Source organism: Marinobacter sp. C1S70, from assembly GCF_000475355.1.
GTDB lineage: Bacteria > Pseudomonadota > Gammaproteobacteria > Pseudomonadales > Oleiphilaceae > Marinobacter > Marinobacter nauticus.
Genome location: NZ_AXBW01000013.1, coordinates 1 through 14,296, shown reverse-complemented (window position 1 = coordinate 14,296; position 14,296 = coordinate 1). Strand labels below are relative to the sequence as shown.

At 61.9% G+C, this 14,296-nt stretch carries 9 protein-coding genes; all 9 read left to right on the top strand.

The genetic code is table 11. The features are described 5' to 3' along the window. Position 1: 1 nt before the first annotated feature. The 9 genes from tagH to tssM all read left to right on the top strand — a co-directional run bounded on the left by tagH (position 2) and on the right by tssM (position 14,192). A complete protein-coding gene (gene tagH, locus Q669_RS03770; protein ID WP_036148746.1) occupies positions 2–1,312 on the top strand; it encodes a type VI secretion system-associated FHA domain protein TagH in 1,311 nt (436 codons plus the stop codon). Then, positions 1,309–1,842, top strand: coding sequence for a type VI secretion system lipoprotein TssJ (gene tssJ, locus Q669_RS03765; protein ID WP_011787131.1), 534 nt, complete (start codon positions 1,309–1,311; stop codon positions 1,840–1,842). Before tagH ends, tssJ begins: the two co-directional genes overlap by 4 nt. Next, positions 1,842–3,176 (top strand): type VI secretion system baseplate subunit TssK, encoded by a 1,335-nt coding sequence (gene tssK / locus Q669_RS03760; RefSeq protein WP_014422964.1) that lies wholly within the window; start codon positions 1,842–1,844, stop codon positions 3,174–3,176. Before tssJ ends, tssK begins: the two co-directional genes overlap by 1 nt. A gap of 3 nt (positions 3,177–3,179) precedes the next feature. Then, positions 3,180–4,001: a type IVB secretion system protein IcmH/DotU gene (gene icmH, locus Q669_RS03755; RefSeq protein WP_011787129.1), complete on the top strand. Its 822-nt coding sequence runs from the start codon at positions 3,180–3,182 to the stop codon at positions 3,999–4,001. Further along, positions 3,967–6,654 (top strand): type VI secretion system ATPase TssH, encoded by a 2,688-nt coding sequence (tssH, locus tag Q669_RS03750; protein ID WP_081699710.1) that lies wholly within the window; start codon positions 3,967–3,969, stop codon positions 6,652–6,654. The genes icmH and tssH overlap by 35 nt, the downstream gene beginning before the upstream one ends. A gap of 259 nt (positions 6,655–6,913) precedes the next feature. After that, positions 6,914–8,479, top strand: coding sequence for a sigma-54 interaction domain-containing protein (locus tag Q669_RS03745; protein WP_011787127.1), 1,566 nt, complete (start codon positions 6,914–6,916; stop codon positions 8,477–8,479). Continuing rightward, on the top strand, positions 8,476–9,111 hold the full coding sequence (gene vasI, locus Q669_RS03740) for a type VI secretion system-associated protein VasI (protein ID WP_022991308.1): 636 nt from the start codon (positions 8,476–8,478) through the stop codon (positions 9,109–9,111). The genes Q669_RS03745 and vasI overlap by 4 nt, the downstream gene beginning before the upstream one ends. An 11-nt stretch (positions 9,112–9,122) precedes the next feature. Next, complete coding sequence (tssA, locus tag Q669_RS03735) at positions 9,123–10,571, top strand: type VI secretion system protein TssA (protein ID WP_022991307.1); 1,449 nt, start codon at positions 9,123–9,125, stop codon at positions 10,569–10,571. A 27-nt stretch (positions 10,572–10,598) separates the two neighbouring features. After that, on the top strand, positions 10,599–14,192 hold the full coding sequence (tssM, locus tag Q669_RS03730) for a type VI secretion system membrane subunit TssM (protein ID WP_036148740.1): 3,594 nt from the start codon (positions 10,599–10,601) through the stop codon (positions 14,190–14,192). The last annotated feature ends 104 nt before the right edge of the window (positions 14,193–14,296 follow it).

Here is a 14,296-nt window from a genome sequence, read left to right as displayed (position 1 = left end):
CGTGGCACAACAAGCAGCAGAACTGACATTAGTGATCACCAACCCGACGGAAACCGGTGGTGGCGCCAGCATTGAACATAGCTTCGGAACCCGTGGCGGTTCCATCGGCACCGCGGCCAGCGACAGCTGGCAGCTTTCGCCTCACCGTACCGGCGCTGTCGCCGGTCATGCCGAGGTGCGTTACCTGGACGGTGGCTTCTGCCTGATTGATCGCAGTGGCCGGACCTACATCAACAGCAGCAGTCAGCCTGTGGGGCGGGGCCGTCGTGCCCGACTGAGCCACGGCGACACCGTGACCATAGGCCGCTACCAGATACGGGCCGAACTCTCCGGCGTCCCGGCGGCTGTCGGTGAAACCGACCACGACGCACGCGAAGATCATGGTCTGGTGGATGCACCCGAGAATGGTTTGCGGCATGCCGCCAACGAACAGAGCCGGCCTGAAGGTCGCGAGCCTCTGGAGGGTTTGCAGCCGGCAGCCGGCGATCCGGTCAGCTGTGATCCGCTGGCGCCCTGGCAGCAAAAACCGACGCGCCCGGACGAGGAGGCTCCCGAGCTGCTGGCCAGCGACCAGGCCTGGTTTGCCCGTTCGGCTGAGGTTAGCGATGAGTACCGGGAGAACCGGGATGTGGCCATGGGCCTGCCGGTCACCCCACAACGCGAGCATAAGGAACGACAGGGAATGTCCGAAACGACACGAAACATGCGGGAGGTCAGCCGCCAGCACATCAGTGGTGCACCACTGCTCCGGGGGCTGGATGCGGATATTGATTTTGCCGACAGCGACGAAATGCGGCTGTTTCTGGAGGAAGCCGGCCAGACCCTGAAGGCAACGGTGGAAGGATTGCTGGCGCTGCATCAGGGCGAAGACAGCCGTCACCAGGCGCTGCGCACCCGCTTGCAGCCCATCGAGGACAACCCGCTGCGGCTGGCCAACGACTATCCGGACACCATTCAGACCCTGTTTGCCGCCCAGCGCAGCCCGGTGCATCTGTCGGCCCCCGCCGCTGTCCGTGAGAGCCTGGAAAGCCTGAATCACCACCAGCAGGCCACCCGGGAAGCCATTCGCGAGGCGCTGGAAGCCATTCTGCACGCCTTCTCACCGGAAGCCTTGTTGCGCCGGTTTCACGGCTATCGCCGTGGTTTGCAGGACAACGAAGACGAGGGCCGCTGGGCCTGGGATATGTACAAACACTATTACCGTGAACTGAAATCCAGTCGTCAGCAGGGTTTTGAACGCCTGTTCCAGGAAGTGTTCGACCAGGCTTACGACCAACACTTGCGCCAATTACAGAGGGAGAAACTGTTGTGAAGTACTGCAAATGGAGCTTGCTGGTTGTTGCTTTGATTCTGGCGGGGTGTAGCACCCCTTACAACGCGGTGACCAAGACCGCCAAGGTGCTCTGGGATCCTGATATTCCTGTTGGCTACCCGGAAGACCTGCCTAGCCGGGTGGATCTCACCATGCTGGCGGAACCGAACGTGAACCCGAATGAATCCCTGGCACCCACCCCCATTGCGTTTCAGGTGATTGAACTGCGGGACAGCTCGCTGCTGATGGCCGGCGATTTCGACCAGCTGTTGAACGACCTGGAGGACTCTCTGGGCCAGAACTACGTGGACCATAGCGATTACAGCCTCGTGCCCGGCCAGTTCAAATTTGTCGAGCCCTTTGAGGTCAGCACCGACACCCGCTACATCGCCGTGATCGCCTTCTACGCCTACCCGAACCTGTCCCAGTGGAAAAAAGTGGTGAAGGTCGACCCGATTGGCGGACGGTATCACCTGCTGGTGAACCTGCGCGAACGTGAAGTGCAACTCAGACGGTCGGATGAAAGCTAATGGCAGTCACGAATCGAGTGGTCTGGAGTGATGGGCTGTTCATCAAACCCCAGCACTTCCAGCAACAGCAACGCTATCTGGAACACCAGATTAACGAACGGGCTCTGGCCGTCTCGGACTATCTGTTCGGGTTCAGTGATCTGGAGCTCAATGCCGAATACCTGAGCTTTGGTCGGGTCGGACTGGTGCGGGCCTCCGGACTGTTTCCGGACGGAACCCGGTTCAACCTGCCCCAGGACGACGTGATGCCGGAGCCACTGGAGATCACCGATGCCTCGGTGGCCAACCAGGTGGTCTATCTGGCTTTACCTCTGGGCAGCGATAGCCTGGCCGAAGTCGAATGGCCGGAAGCGCCCGTGGCCGGCCGGTTCCAGGCGCAGCCGGTGGAAGTGCGGGATCTGCATTCCATTGACGGCGATGCTCACACCATCGATGTGGGGCGGGTGGCTCCGCGCCTGATGCTGGAGCGGGAAGATCGCAGTGCCTATGCAGCACTGGCCATTGGCCGGATTCTGGAAAAACGTCCCGATGGCAGCCTGGTGATGGACCCGAACTTCCTGCCGACCATGCTCAGCGTGCGCTCAGCGCCAAGGCTTCAGCGCTTTGTCGGTGAGATGGCGGGTTTGATGCAGGAACGGGCCCGTAACATTGCCGAACGGGTGGGCGCGCCCGGGCAGGGTGGTGTCGCCGATGTCTCGGATTTCATGCTGCTGCAGATGCTGAACCGGGCGCACCCGCGTTTCATGCACCTGGCACGGCTGCGTCAGCTGCACCCGGAGCGTTTGTACGAAGCGCTTCTGGAGCTGTGTGGGGAGCTGGTCACCTTTACCGATGAAAGCCGTTTGCCGAGGGAATTCACCCCTTACGATCACGATCTGCCGGAAGGCTGTTTCAGCCCGCTGATGCAGATTCTACGGCAGGCCTTGAGCACGGTCCTGGAGCCCCGGGCGCTGTCGATTGCCCTGCAGCAGCGCCAGTACGGACTCACCGTCGCACCGGTTCAGGATGGCCAGTTGATGAACGACGCCGAGTTCATTCTGGCGGTCAAAGCCGATATGCCACTGGACGACCTGCGCAAACAGTTTGTTCAGCAGTGCAAGGTGGCCTCCGTGGAGAAGATTCGGGATCTCATCAGCCTCCAGCTGCCGGGTATCCCACTGTCGGCACTTCCGGTGGCCCCGCGTCAGTTGCCCTACCACGCCGGTTTTGTGTATTTCCGATTGGACGATCAAAGCCAGGCCTGGCAGATGCTGGACAACGCCAGTGGATTTGCCTTCCACGTGGCGGGCAGCTTCCCGGGGCTGGAGATGCAATTCTGGGCAATCAGGAGCTAAATCATGGCAGATGCACCGGTAATGGACAGACCAGACAACACCAGGGATTCGGGTGATCGTGCATTCAGCGACCTTTTGTTTGCCGATAGCGGCGCCGGCCAGTCGCCGGTTGAATCCGATGACAGCAGCTTCCAGCTTCGTGGCCTGGAAGAAAACCGGCTGATTGACGCCGCCACCCCGCTGCTGGGACTGGTTATTCGGGTGCGGCGACTGGCGGATTTCCGCGAGGTGGAAACCCTGTACCGGCAGGTAGTGGACGAAGTCGCCGCCGTTGACCGGGAACTGGTGGAGCAGGGCTATGAGCGCCCCACGGTGGTGGCCTACCGCTACGTGCTTTGCGCCTTCATCGACGAGGCCGTGCTGGGCACTGACTGGGGCGCCCACAGCGTCTGGTCACAGCATTCGCTACTCAGCCGATTCCATAACGAAACCTGGGGTGGCGAAAAGGTGTTTGCCATCCTGGCCCGCATGGAAAAAGAGCCGACTCGTTACCGGGACATGCTCGAGTTCATCTATCTGTGCCTGTGTCTGGGTTTTGAGGGTCGCTACAAGGTCATGGAAAACGGTCGGGACGAATACGAACAGGTGGTTCGTGGCCTCTATGACCAGCTTCGGGAACTGCGTGGCGACCGCGACAGCCGGCCGCTGGCCGATGCCACGGAAAACCTGATGCCGGCCCGCAACCGCCTGCGCAGCGGCCTGCCCTTGTGGGGTATTGGTGGTCTGTTTGTGGCGGCCATGGCCGGGATCTATTCGCTCTATAACATGGCGCTGAACGAACGCATCAGGGATGTGCTCAGCGTTCTGGAACAACTACCGAAATAAGGACATCACTGTGATTCGGGTAGAACTGCCGGCGCTGATCGGGCGCCTTAACGACATTTCACGCCAGGCTCTGGAGGCCTCCGCGGCCCTGTGCATCAGCCGTCAGGGCGCCGAGATTACCCCGGCGCACCTGCTGTTCAAACTGCTGGAAACGCCGTTCTCGGATGTTCGCCAGATCCTCGAACACACCGGCATCAACCACCAGCAACTGCAACCCGTGGTGGGTGACAGCCTGAACGGCGAACCTCAGACCGCCGAACCGTATCCGTCGTTCTCGCCGCTGCTGGTAGAACTGATGCAGGACGCCTGGCTGCTGGCCTCGACCGAACTCGGCCATACCGAACTGCGTTCCGGCGCGGTGTTCCTGGCCCTGCTGATGAACGCCGATCGCTACCTGATGCCCCGGGTGGCGCAGGCGCTGGTGGACATCAACCGGGAACAGCTGCGCAAGCAGTTTGATCGGGTAACCGAGGGTTCTGTGGAGCGTCCGCAGCTGATGGAAAGCGGTGGTGCCAGGCCAGCGGTTGAAGCCGATATGGACCCACTCAAACGTTACGCCACCGACTTCACCAAGCTGGCCCGGGAAGACAAACTGGACCCCGTGGTGTGTCGCGATGCCGAGATCGATCAGATGATCGATATCCTCTGCCGTCGCCGCAAGAACAACCCCATCGTGGTGGGCGACGCTGGCGTGGGCAAAAGCGCCGTGGTGGAGGGCCTGGCCCTGCGCATTGTTAACGGCGACGTGCCGGACCGGCTGAAGAACGTCGAACTCTGGACCCTGGACATGGGTGCCCTGCAGGCCGGTGCCTCGGTGAAGGGCGAGTTTGAAAAACGCCTGAAGGGCGTGATCGAAGCCGTGAAAGGTTCGGCGACCCCGATCATCCTGTTCATCGACGAAGCTCACACCCTGATCGGTGCGGGTAACAGCGAAGGTGGCTCCGACGCTGCCAACCTGCTGAAGCCAGCCCTGGCCCGTGGCGAACTGCGCACCATCGCTGCCACCACCTGGCGCGAGTACAAGAAATACTTCGAAAAAGACCCGGCTCTCAGCCGCCGGTTCCAACCGGTGGCCCTGGACGAGCCAACGCCGGGCGAAGCAGTCCACATCCTCCGTGGCCTGCGCACGGTCTACGAAAAAGCCCATCAGGTACTGATCGCCGACAGCGCCCTTAAAGCCGCCGCAGAAATGTCCGCCCGTTACCTGGCCGGTCGCCAGCTGCCGGACAAGGCCATCGATGTTCTCGATACCGCCTGCGCCCGGGTCAGCCTGAACCTGAGTACACCGCCACGCCGTCTCAGCCATGTGCGCAGTGAGCTGCACCAGTTGGCCATGGAGCAGGAGCTTCTGAGCCGGGAACACACGCTTGGCCAGAACGTGGATGCCGAGCGCGAACAGACCCTGGAACAGAAGATTGCCGACCTGACCGCCGAATCCAGCACGCTGGAACAAAGCTGGAATGACCAGCGCGAACTGGTGGCCCGCCTGGTCGAGATCCGTGAACAGCTGTTGGCGGGGGATGTCGAGGGCGAAACCGCGGATGACGCTGCTGTTGAGATGGCCGAGAGCGATCACGAAGAACGCCCGGACCTGAAAAGCGAAGCCGCCGCCATCGAACAGGAACTGGCTGAACTCCAGGCCGACGAACCGTTGGTACACGCCCGGGTGGATGCCCGCCAGGTGGCCGAAGTCATCGCCGACTGGACCGGCATCCCGGTCAACCGCATGACCACCGACGAGCTGGAAAAAATCACCCACCTGCCGGCGTACCTGCAGGCCCACATCAAAGGCCAGGACACGGCCATCGACTGCCTGCATCAGCACCTGCTCACCGCCCGCGCCGACTTGCGCCGGCCGGGTCGCCCCATGGGCGCCTTCCTGCTGGTAGGCCCCAGTGGTGTGGGCAAAACCGAAACCGTGGTGCAACTGGCTGAACTGCTCTACGGCGGCCGCCAGTTCCTCACCACCATCAACATGTCCGAATACCAGGAGAAACACACCGTCTCCCGCCTGATCGGCTCGCCCCCAGGCTACGTCGGATTCGGCGAAGGCGGCATCCTCACCGAAGCCATCCGCCAGAAGCCTTATTCCGTGGTGCTGCTCGACGAAGTCGAAAAAGCCCACCCGGAAGTGCTTAACCTGTTCTACCAGGCTTTCGACAAAGGCGAACTGGCCGACGGTGAAGGCCGGTTGATCGACTGCAAGAACGTGGTCTTCTTCCTGACCTCCAACCTCGGCTTCCAGACCATCGTCAACCACGCCGAAGAGCCGGAGAAGATCGAAGAAGCCCTGTACCCGGAACTGGCCAACTTCTTCAAGCCGGCATTGCTGGCGCGGATGGAAGTGGTGCCCTACCTGCCGCTGGGTGAAGACACTCTCAACCGCATCGTCGGCGACAAACTCCAGCGCCTGGCTGACCAGATTCAAACTCGTTACCACACCGAGGTGGAACTGGAAGACGGCCTGGTCGAAGCCATCCGCAGCCGCGCCACCAGAAGTGAAAACGGCGCGCGGATGCTGGAGTCGATCATCGAAGGCGAACTGCTGCCACCGGTGTCGCTGGCGTTGCTGGAAAAATTGGCAGCCAGAGAGCCGGTGACGAAGGTGACGCTTGGGGTTACTGAAAACAAGTTCACGGGCACAGTCGCCTGACTTTCGGGCTGACTGAATCGTAGCGCACCGTGGGGGATAGCTTTCCAAAACCCTGCGGAGCCATGGGTGAAGGGCAAAAGCCCTTCACGGGTTGGCCAGGGATGGCCAAGACAGGACCCTCACTGCGACGCAGGAGCAGTAAGCAGTGAGGGGCGGAGCGGAGCTTACAGGGATGTATTCACAGCGTGTTTTGGAAAGCTATCCCCCACGGTGTGCGGGCGGCGATCTCCATGAAGAAGGAACGATATCAATGGGACGGATGCAGAAGGAACTGCACACCGGCATCGATCTGGCGGTGGCACTGATCAAACAGGACACACTGCCAGCGCTGTTGAACACCGCCACCCGCCAACTCGAAAGCGCCTTCGGGCTCAGCAAGTGCTGGGCGCTGGAACTCGACCTCAGCGGCCGGACCCTGCACTGCAGCAAACTGGACGAAGCGGGCGAGTTTGATTGTAACGACTTCAGCCACCCCTTTGCCCACGTGCTGCAGACAGGCCAGCCGCGGGAACTCACCCGTGCTGCCAGCTATCGCCTGGATCATGCCGGCTTCCAGACGCTCCTGGAACTCAGTGGCCGCCCAAGAAGCTTCTGGCTGGAGCCACTAAAAGGCGAAGATGGCCGCACCCTCGGTATGCTCGTGTTGTGCGGCGACCACCCGGACTGGCAGGGCATCGTCACGCAGCCACTTTACAGCGGCCTGAAGCAACTGCTGGTGCATCAATGGATCAGCCAGCTGCAAACCCGTGACCAGGTGTGGCAACGGCGGCTGCTCAAGCGCTCCCTGGACCACCTGCACGATGCCGAAAGCCTGCGCCAGCGCTGCAGCCAGTTGGCCTATACCCTGGTTGGCAATTCCGAAGCCATGACCCACCTCCGGGCCCAGGTGGTGCGAGCGGCTGGCAGCCAGCTGTCAGTGCTGATTCAGGGCGAAACCGGTTGTGGCAAAGATGTGGTGGCCCGGGGCATCCACGATATGTCCGACCGTGCCAGTGGGCCTCTGGTGGTGGTCAACTGTGCCGCCATCCCGGACACCTTGCTGGAGAGTGAACTGTTTGGTCACACCAAGGGTGCCTTCTCCGGTGCCGACCAGGCCAAAGAAGGTCTGCTGGCCCAGGCCAACGGCGGCACCCTGTTTCTGGATGAAATCGGCGATATGCCCATGGCACTGCAATCCAAATTGTTGCGGGTGCTGGAAAGCCGACAGTTCCGGCCATTGGGTGCCCGGGAAGAGCAACATTCGGATTTCCGCCTGGTGGCGGCCACCCATCAGCCGCTTCAGGAGGGCATTGAGGATGGCCGGTTCAGGCGGGACCTGTTCTACCGCCTCAGCCAGTTTCCCCTGCGCGTTCTGCCACTGCGGGAACGCAGTGAAGATCTGGAAGCGCTCAGCCGTCACTTCATCCGGCTCTACACCGAGCGCGAGGGCAGTGGCCCGCTGGGCATCAGCAGCCATGCCCTGAGCGCGCTGGCCGACTACAACTTCCCGGGCAATGTCCGGGAACTGCGCAACATCATCGAACTGGCCTGTCTGCAGACCCCGGCCGGTGACGACATTCAGCCGGAGGTCCTGCGCCTGGACGATCTGTTTGCCGACTCCCCGGAGTCGACCATGGCCTTCGTGGAAGCCAAAACCATCCCGGGCGTACCTCCGGCCGATGATATCCGAGACCTGAAAGCCGCCGCCCAGGCCTTTGAGGCCGCCATCATCCGCGAACGTCTGCGCCAGTATGGCGGCAATCGCGCCCAGGCCGCGGAAAGCCTGGGCCTGCCAAAACGCACACTGGCCCATAAATGTCTGAAGTATCAGGTAACCGACGTATGACCCTGAAAGACCTGCACCGATTGCCCTTGATGGTCCTGTTGCTGGTGAGTACCAGCAGTTGGGCCGATACCCGCCTGGCGGAAGCCCGGGCCTGCACTGAACAACCGAACCGGCTGGAACGTCTGGCCTGTTTTGATGAGGTGTTCGGTACGCCGTTGGCGCAGTACGAGGCCGGCCAGCATCCGGCATTGGTGAACCAGTCGGAGCGCTGGCGCCGGGTGTTTGCACAGGCCAGCGGGAACGATGCCGGCGGGGTGGTCTATCGCGACACCGGCAGCGCGGCGGGTCATCTGGTGACGGTGACCGCGCTCGGGGTAAAACCTCCACGCCCGGTGCTGTCGCTGCAGTGCCACAACAACATCACCGAGCTGGCCATCATGCTGCCGGAGCCACTGGATCGCGAGCGAGTGGACGTAACTCTGGGGCCCCATCGGGCACATTGGCGGGTTCGCGATGAAGGTTTGGTGGTCAGCGCGGGTCGCGGCCTGCCCGCTATCCGCACCGTACTGGATGTGGTCAACCAGCCGGATGTGCGCCTGCAGGCGGGGGTTCGGGAGCTTGATGGCCTGCTGTTTGACCTCAACGGCTTTGCTGAGGCGATCAAGCCTTTGCGCCAGGCCTGTGGCTGGTAAGGAGTGATGGCATGCAGGTGATTGAACAGCATCCGTACGTGGATCAGGTACTGAACCCGATCCCGGGTGACACCGGGGTAGGCGAAAGCCTGGCTGAAGACAGCACGCTGGAGTTTCTCGAAGACGAGATCATGAAAGTGGGCTCGCTGGCCCACAACGACATCGACTGGCACAAGGTTGAAAGCGAAGCACTGAAACTGCTGGCGGATCGCAGCAAGGACATCAAGGTTCTGGGTTTTGTCATGCTCAGCCTGCAACGTGGCGGCGATGGTGAACGGTTTGCCCTGTCGCTGTACCTGCTGCATCGGGTGCTGGACGACTGGTGGGAAAACGCCTGGCCCTATCCCGGTGCCAAGGGGCAGCGGGCTCGCAAGATGCTGTTTACGCAGATGCTGCAGCGGGCCCTTAAAGCGGTTGAGAGCCTGAACTTTGATGCCAGCGTAGGAGATGGTCGTCAGTTCTGTCTGGATCTGGTTGAGAAACTGGATACCCAGGCCAAAGACCGGGATTTACCTGACGACGCCCTGTTCGACCTGAAGCGGGCCGTGGAAAAGCTGCCCAAGCCGGACCAGGCCACCGCGCCCCGGACGGCGTCTGAAAACACCCCGACAAACAACCAGGAGAGCACGGCCAGCTCTTCGCCCTCCAGCGCGGCCAGTTCCAACACTACGGCCGCGTCGCTGGGCAATCTGACACTGGACCCGAGTAACGAGCGTGCGACCCGGCAGAGTCTGCTCAAGGTCGCCGAGCTGCTGACCAGCAGCGAACCGGACAACGCCCTGGGCTACCGGATGCGTCGGTATGCCATCTGGCAGAGTATCACCAGCCTGCCGCCAACCCGGGATGGCAAGCGCACAGATCTGGCAGCCGTCAGCGCCGACCGGGTGGCCGAGTACAAGGAAGCTCTGGAGAAAACACCGGACCTTGAACTGTGGCAGCGCATTGAACAAAGCCTGTCGGTCAGCCCGTTCTGGCTCGATGGCCACTGGCTCAGCGCCCGGGCGGCCATGGCCCTTGGCAATACCGATTGCGCGGAGGCCATCCGGGAAGCCCTGAAAGCGTTTGTCGACCGCCTGCCGCAACTGGCCGAGCTCACCTTCAACGATGGCACACCGTTTCTCAGTGACGATGGTGCTGATTGGTTGCACACAGCCCCGGCGGCTGGCAAAGGAACGGGCGCAGGTGCCAACCCCTGGGAGCAGGCATTCGACGGTGCGCTTGAGCTGGTGCGGCAGAACAAACTGGCTCCGGCCATGGAACTGCTGGAGCAGGGTCTGGCCGATGCCCGGGAGCCGCGCGAGCGCTTCTACTGGCGCCTGGCCACGGCCCGGCTGCTCAAGGAAACCGGCCTGAAAGCCCTGGCCGCCGAACAGATTCAGGATCTGAAAAACCAGATCCAGGGGCGGGTTCTCGATGACTGGGAACCGGCTCTTATAAAACAACTGGAACGACTGGCGTAACGCCCGCAAGACGCAACGAACGCAGGAATGGAAACCATGTGGAGAAAAGCATTACTCATTGGTCGTTGGCTTCTGCCCTACATCCGCAGCGCCGCCCCCGTCACCCTGGCTCTGGGGGTGATCGCCCTGCTGGTAGCCACCTGGTGGCTGGGGCCACGCCTGGAAATCAACGGCGACTACCCGTTGATGGCCTGGCAGATGCGTGCTCTGGTCACCCTCGGTGTGGTCCTGATGGTGGTGATGGTCTGGGGCACCATGCTGGCCCGTCGCCTGGGCAAAGTGAACAAAGCCAAGGCCGAGGAGCAGCGGGAGCAGGAAGACCCGATTCTGCCCATGGAGCGTCGCCAACAGCGGCTGCTGGACCGCCAGCTGCAGGCGTTGAAAAGCAATCTGCCGGGTCGCAAGGGCCTGTACCGTCTGCCCTGGTATCTGGTGATGGGCCTGGAAGATGCCGGTAAGACCAGCCTGATTCAGCGTGCCGGGCAAACCTATACCCTGACCAACGTCACCCGTAACAACCGTGGCGACCGTAACCCGTTCAGTTTTGACTGGTGGATTGGCGACAACGGTGTCCTGATCGACCCGGATGGCGAACTGCTGAGCCAGAACCAGGGTGAGGGCGCCACCGGCGAAATCCAGAGCCGGCTGTGGAACCACTTTATCGCCTGGCTGGAACGCAGCCGGCCCCAGCGGCCGCTCAATGGCGTTATCCTGGCTGTGGATCTTGCGCGCCTGAGCGCCGCCAACGAACAGCAGCGTGAAGCCCACGCCATTCTGCTGCGCACCCGCCTGCGGGAGCTGATGGAACAGCTTGGGTCCCGGCTGCCGGTGTATGTGACCTTCACCAAGATGGATCTGATGTACGGATTTGCGCCGTTTGTCCGTACTCTCAGCAAGGCGGAGAAGGACAAGGCCCTGGGGTTCACCTTCAGGCTGGACGGCCAGCAGGATCAGGACCAGTGGCTGGAACAGTTTGCCGAGCGTTACGCCGATATGGTGGATGAGCTCACCGAACGCCTGCCGGACGTGCTGGCCAACACCCGTGATAACGAAGAACGGGCGGCGGCTTATTCGTTCACCCGCCAGTTGGCGGGCCTGAAGCCGGCCATGGAGCAGTTCCTGACGGATTTGCTGTCAGCGGATGCCTTCTCCACGCCGGCACTGGTACGCGGCACCTACTTCACCTCGGTGTTGCAGGAAGGTGTGCCCGAGGACGCCTTTGTCTCCGCTGCTGCCCGGAACTACCAGATGTCGGACCCGATTCAGCCGGCCCAGCGTGGTGGCCAGTCTGCAAGTCTGTTCACCAAGGGGCTGTTCCCCGAAATCATCTATCCGGAGGCGGGCCTGGCCGGGGATAACCGGCGGGTGGTGCGCCAGCGTCATCGTCGGGTGGCCGTTGCCGCCGTGGTGGCCCTGGCCGCCGGTGCGGGCATGACGGCGGGCTGGCAGCATTATTTTCTCCAGAATGCCGAAGCGGCTGCCCAGGTGGAAAACCGGGTGAAAAGCTATCTGAACGACTGGCAGCCGGTTGGCTACGAGCCGGACACCACCGGCCGTAATCTGCTGAAACCGCTGGATGAGCTGCGGGATGCCACGCTGGCCTTCGGCGATTACCGCAAGGAGTGGCCGCTGGTGACAGACATGGGGCTGTACCAGGGGCACAAGGTGGGCCCGGAAGTGGATAAGGCCTACCTGAACATGTTGGCCTATCAATACCTGCCTGCGCTGATGTTTGGTGTGATGGAGGAAATGGGCCAGGCCCCGGATAACAGCACTGAGCGGCTCGAACACCTGCGCGTGCTGCGGATGCTTTACGATGCCAGCGGCCGCCGTACCGACATCGTGTCCGGTTACATGCGTGAATACTGGCAGGCCCGTTTCCCCGGCCAGCGCGATGTGCAGAATCGCCTGTATGGGCACCTGCAATACGCCATGGCCCACACCGACCTGTCGGACCTGGCAGCCAACGGCGACCCAACCGCCACTATGGCTCTGGCGCCCTTCCGCAGCAGTGTTGAATGGGCACAGCACGAGCTTGGTCGTATCAGCACCTCAGACCGCGTATACCGCGAGCTGGAGAATGAGGCCAGCCGTGATTTCCCGACCCCACTGGAACTGGCCCGCAGCTCCGGCCCGGCGTTCTCGACCGTGTTCACACGCCTGGACAGTTACGGCGAGCCGCTTGCCGAGGATGTGCCGTCTGCTGAGGATCCACTCTCGATACCAGCGTTGTTGACCCGGGAGGGACTGGAAAAATGGTTCCTTCGGGAATCCGGATCGGTCACCGAACTGGCCTTGATTGACGCCTGGGTGCTGGGCCGAAGGGATGATGTCGATTTCAGCAAGGCCGATGAAGCCGAACTGCTGGCCAGCCTGCAAACGCTGTACGCCGAGCACTATGCCGAGGCCTGGCGCACAGCGCTGAGCCGGCTGGATATCCATCGGTTTGAGGATCTCAACCACGGCGTTCGTATTCTCGACAGCCTGACCAGCGGCCATCAGCCACTGGCCCGATTGCTGGCGCAGGTGCGGGAAAACACCCGCCTGATTCCGGTAGGTGAAGGCGAAGCGGAAGCCGCACGCAAGTTGCTTGAGCAATCTCCCCATTACCGCATGCTGCAGGACATAGAACGCCAGTTCAGCGATCTGAACCAGCTTACCCGCAAACAGGGTGAGGAGCCGTCTGGGCTGGAGGAAGTCATGCTGGTGGTGGGTGAGCTGCATGAATACATGCGAAACATCCAGGAATCCCCGGATACCGGCAAAGCCGCCCTCAGTGCCGCCCGTGCCCGCATGGGCCTGCAGGGCGCCGACCCCATCTTCACCCTGCAGCGCATGGCCGGTCATCAGCCGGAACCCCTGAACCGGATACTGAACCGCCTGGCCACCGAAAGCTGGCGGGTGGTTCTGGACAGTGCGGTAGCCCAGTTGGAGCGTGACTGGTATCGCGAGGTTTATCAGCCATTCCAGCAGAACCTGGCCCGGCATTATCCGTTTACCCAGGGGGCAGGGCGTGATGCCGCGCTGCAGGACTTCGAGCGGTTCTTCGCGCCGGACGGTATTCTGGAAACCTTCTACAACGACAACCTGAAGCTGTTCCTGGAGGACCATCCGGAACATGTGGGTGATGCCCGCCGGGCCAGCCTGGTGCGCCGGGACGTGGTTGCTGCGCTAGACCGTGCCCGGCAGATTCGCCAGGCATTCTTCACCCGCAGCGGTACGCTGGATGTGGAATTCGCGCTGGAGCCCCTGAACCTCAGCAACAATAAACGTCGCTCGGTGGTGAACATCGATGGCCAGCTGGTGGAGTTCTCCCATGGCCCCAGCCAGAGCATTCCGCTGGTATGGCCAAACACCCTGCGGGACACCGTGGAGAGCCGGGTAACGCTGGTGCCGATCCAGGTTAACCGATCGCCCCGGAGCATCTCCGAGAGCGGCCCCTGGGCACTGTTCCGGTTGCTGGGTAAAGCGGACATTACCGGTGTCAGCAGCAATGCGGTGGACGTGAAGTTCACGGTGGATGACGGGGAAATGCGTTATCGCCTGCACGCGGCCAGCAATACCAACCCGTTCACAGAGCAATTGCTCTCAGGGTACCGCATACCCCGCAGCTTGTATTAAACTGTGTTCCGTCGCCCGGGTATGCTTGCCCGGGTTGGCGGGAGCCGGCACCCGGATGGCGCAGGCTGAAAACGGATACATTCAATCTTCAGGGATCGAAGTCA

Excerpts from the sequence above, each read along its gene's own strand:
- tssA (WP_022991307.1), top strand. The coding sequence starts at position 9,123 with ATGCAGGTGATTGAACAGCATCCGTACGTGGATCAGGTACTGAACCCG.
- tssH (WP_081699710.1), top strand. The coding sequence starts at position 3,967 with ATGTGCTCAGCGTTCTGGAACAACTACCGAAATAAGGACATCACTGTG.
- vasI (WP_022991308.1), top strand. The coding sequence starts at position 8,476 with ATGACCCTGAAAGACCTGCACCGATTGCCCTTGATGGTCCTGTTGCTG.
- tssM (WP_036148740.1), top strand. The coding sequence starts at position 10,599 with ATGGAAACCATGTGGAGAAAAGCATTACTCATTGGTCGTTGGCTTCTG.
- icmH (WP_011787129.1), top strand. The coding sequence starts at position 3,180 with ATGGCAGATGCACCGGTAATGGACAGACCAGACAACACCAGGGATTCG.
- tssK (WP_014422964.1), top strand. The coding sequence starts at position 1,842 with ATGGCAGTCACGAATCGAGTGGTCTGGAGTGATGGGCTGTTCATCAAA.
- Q669_RS03745 (WP_011787127.1), top strand. The coding sequence starts at position 6,914 with ATGCAGAAGGAACTGCACACCGGCATCGATCTGGCGGTGGCACTGATC.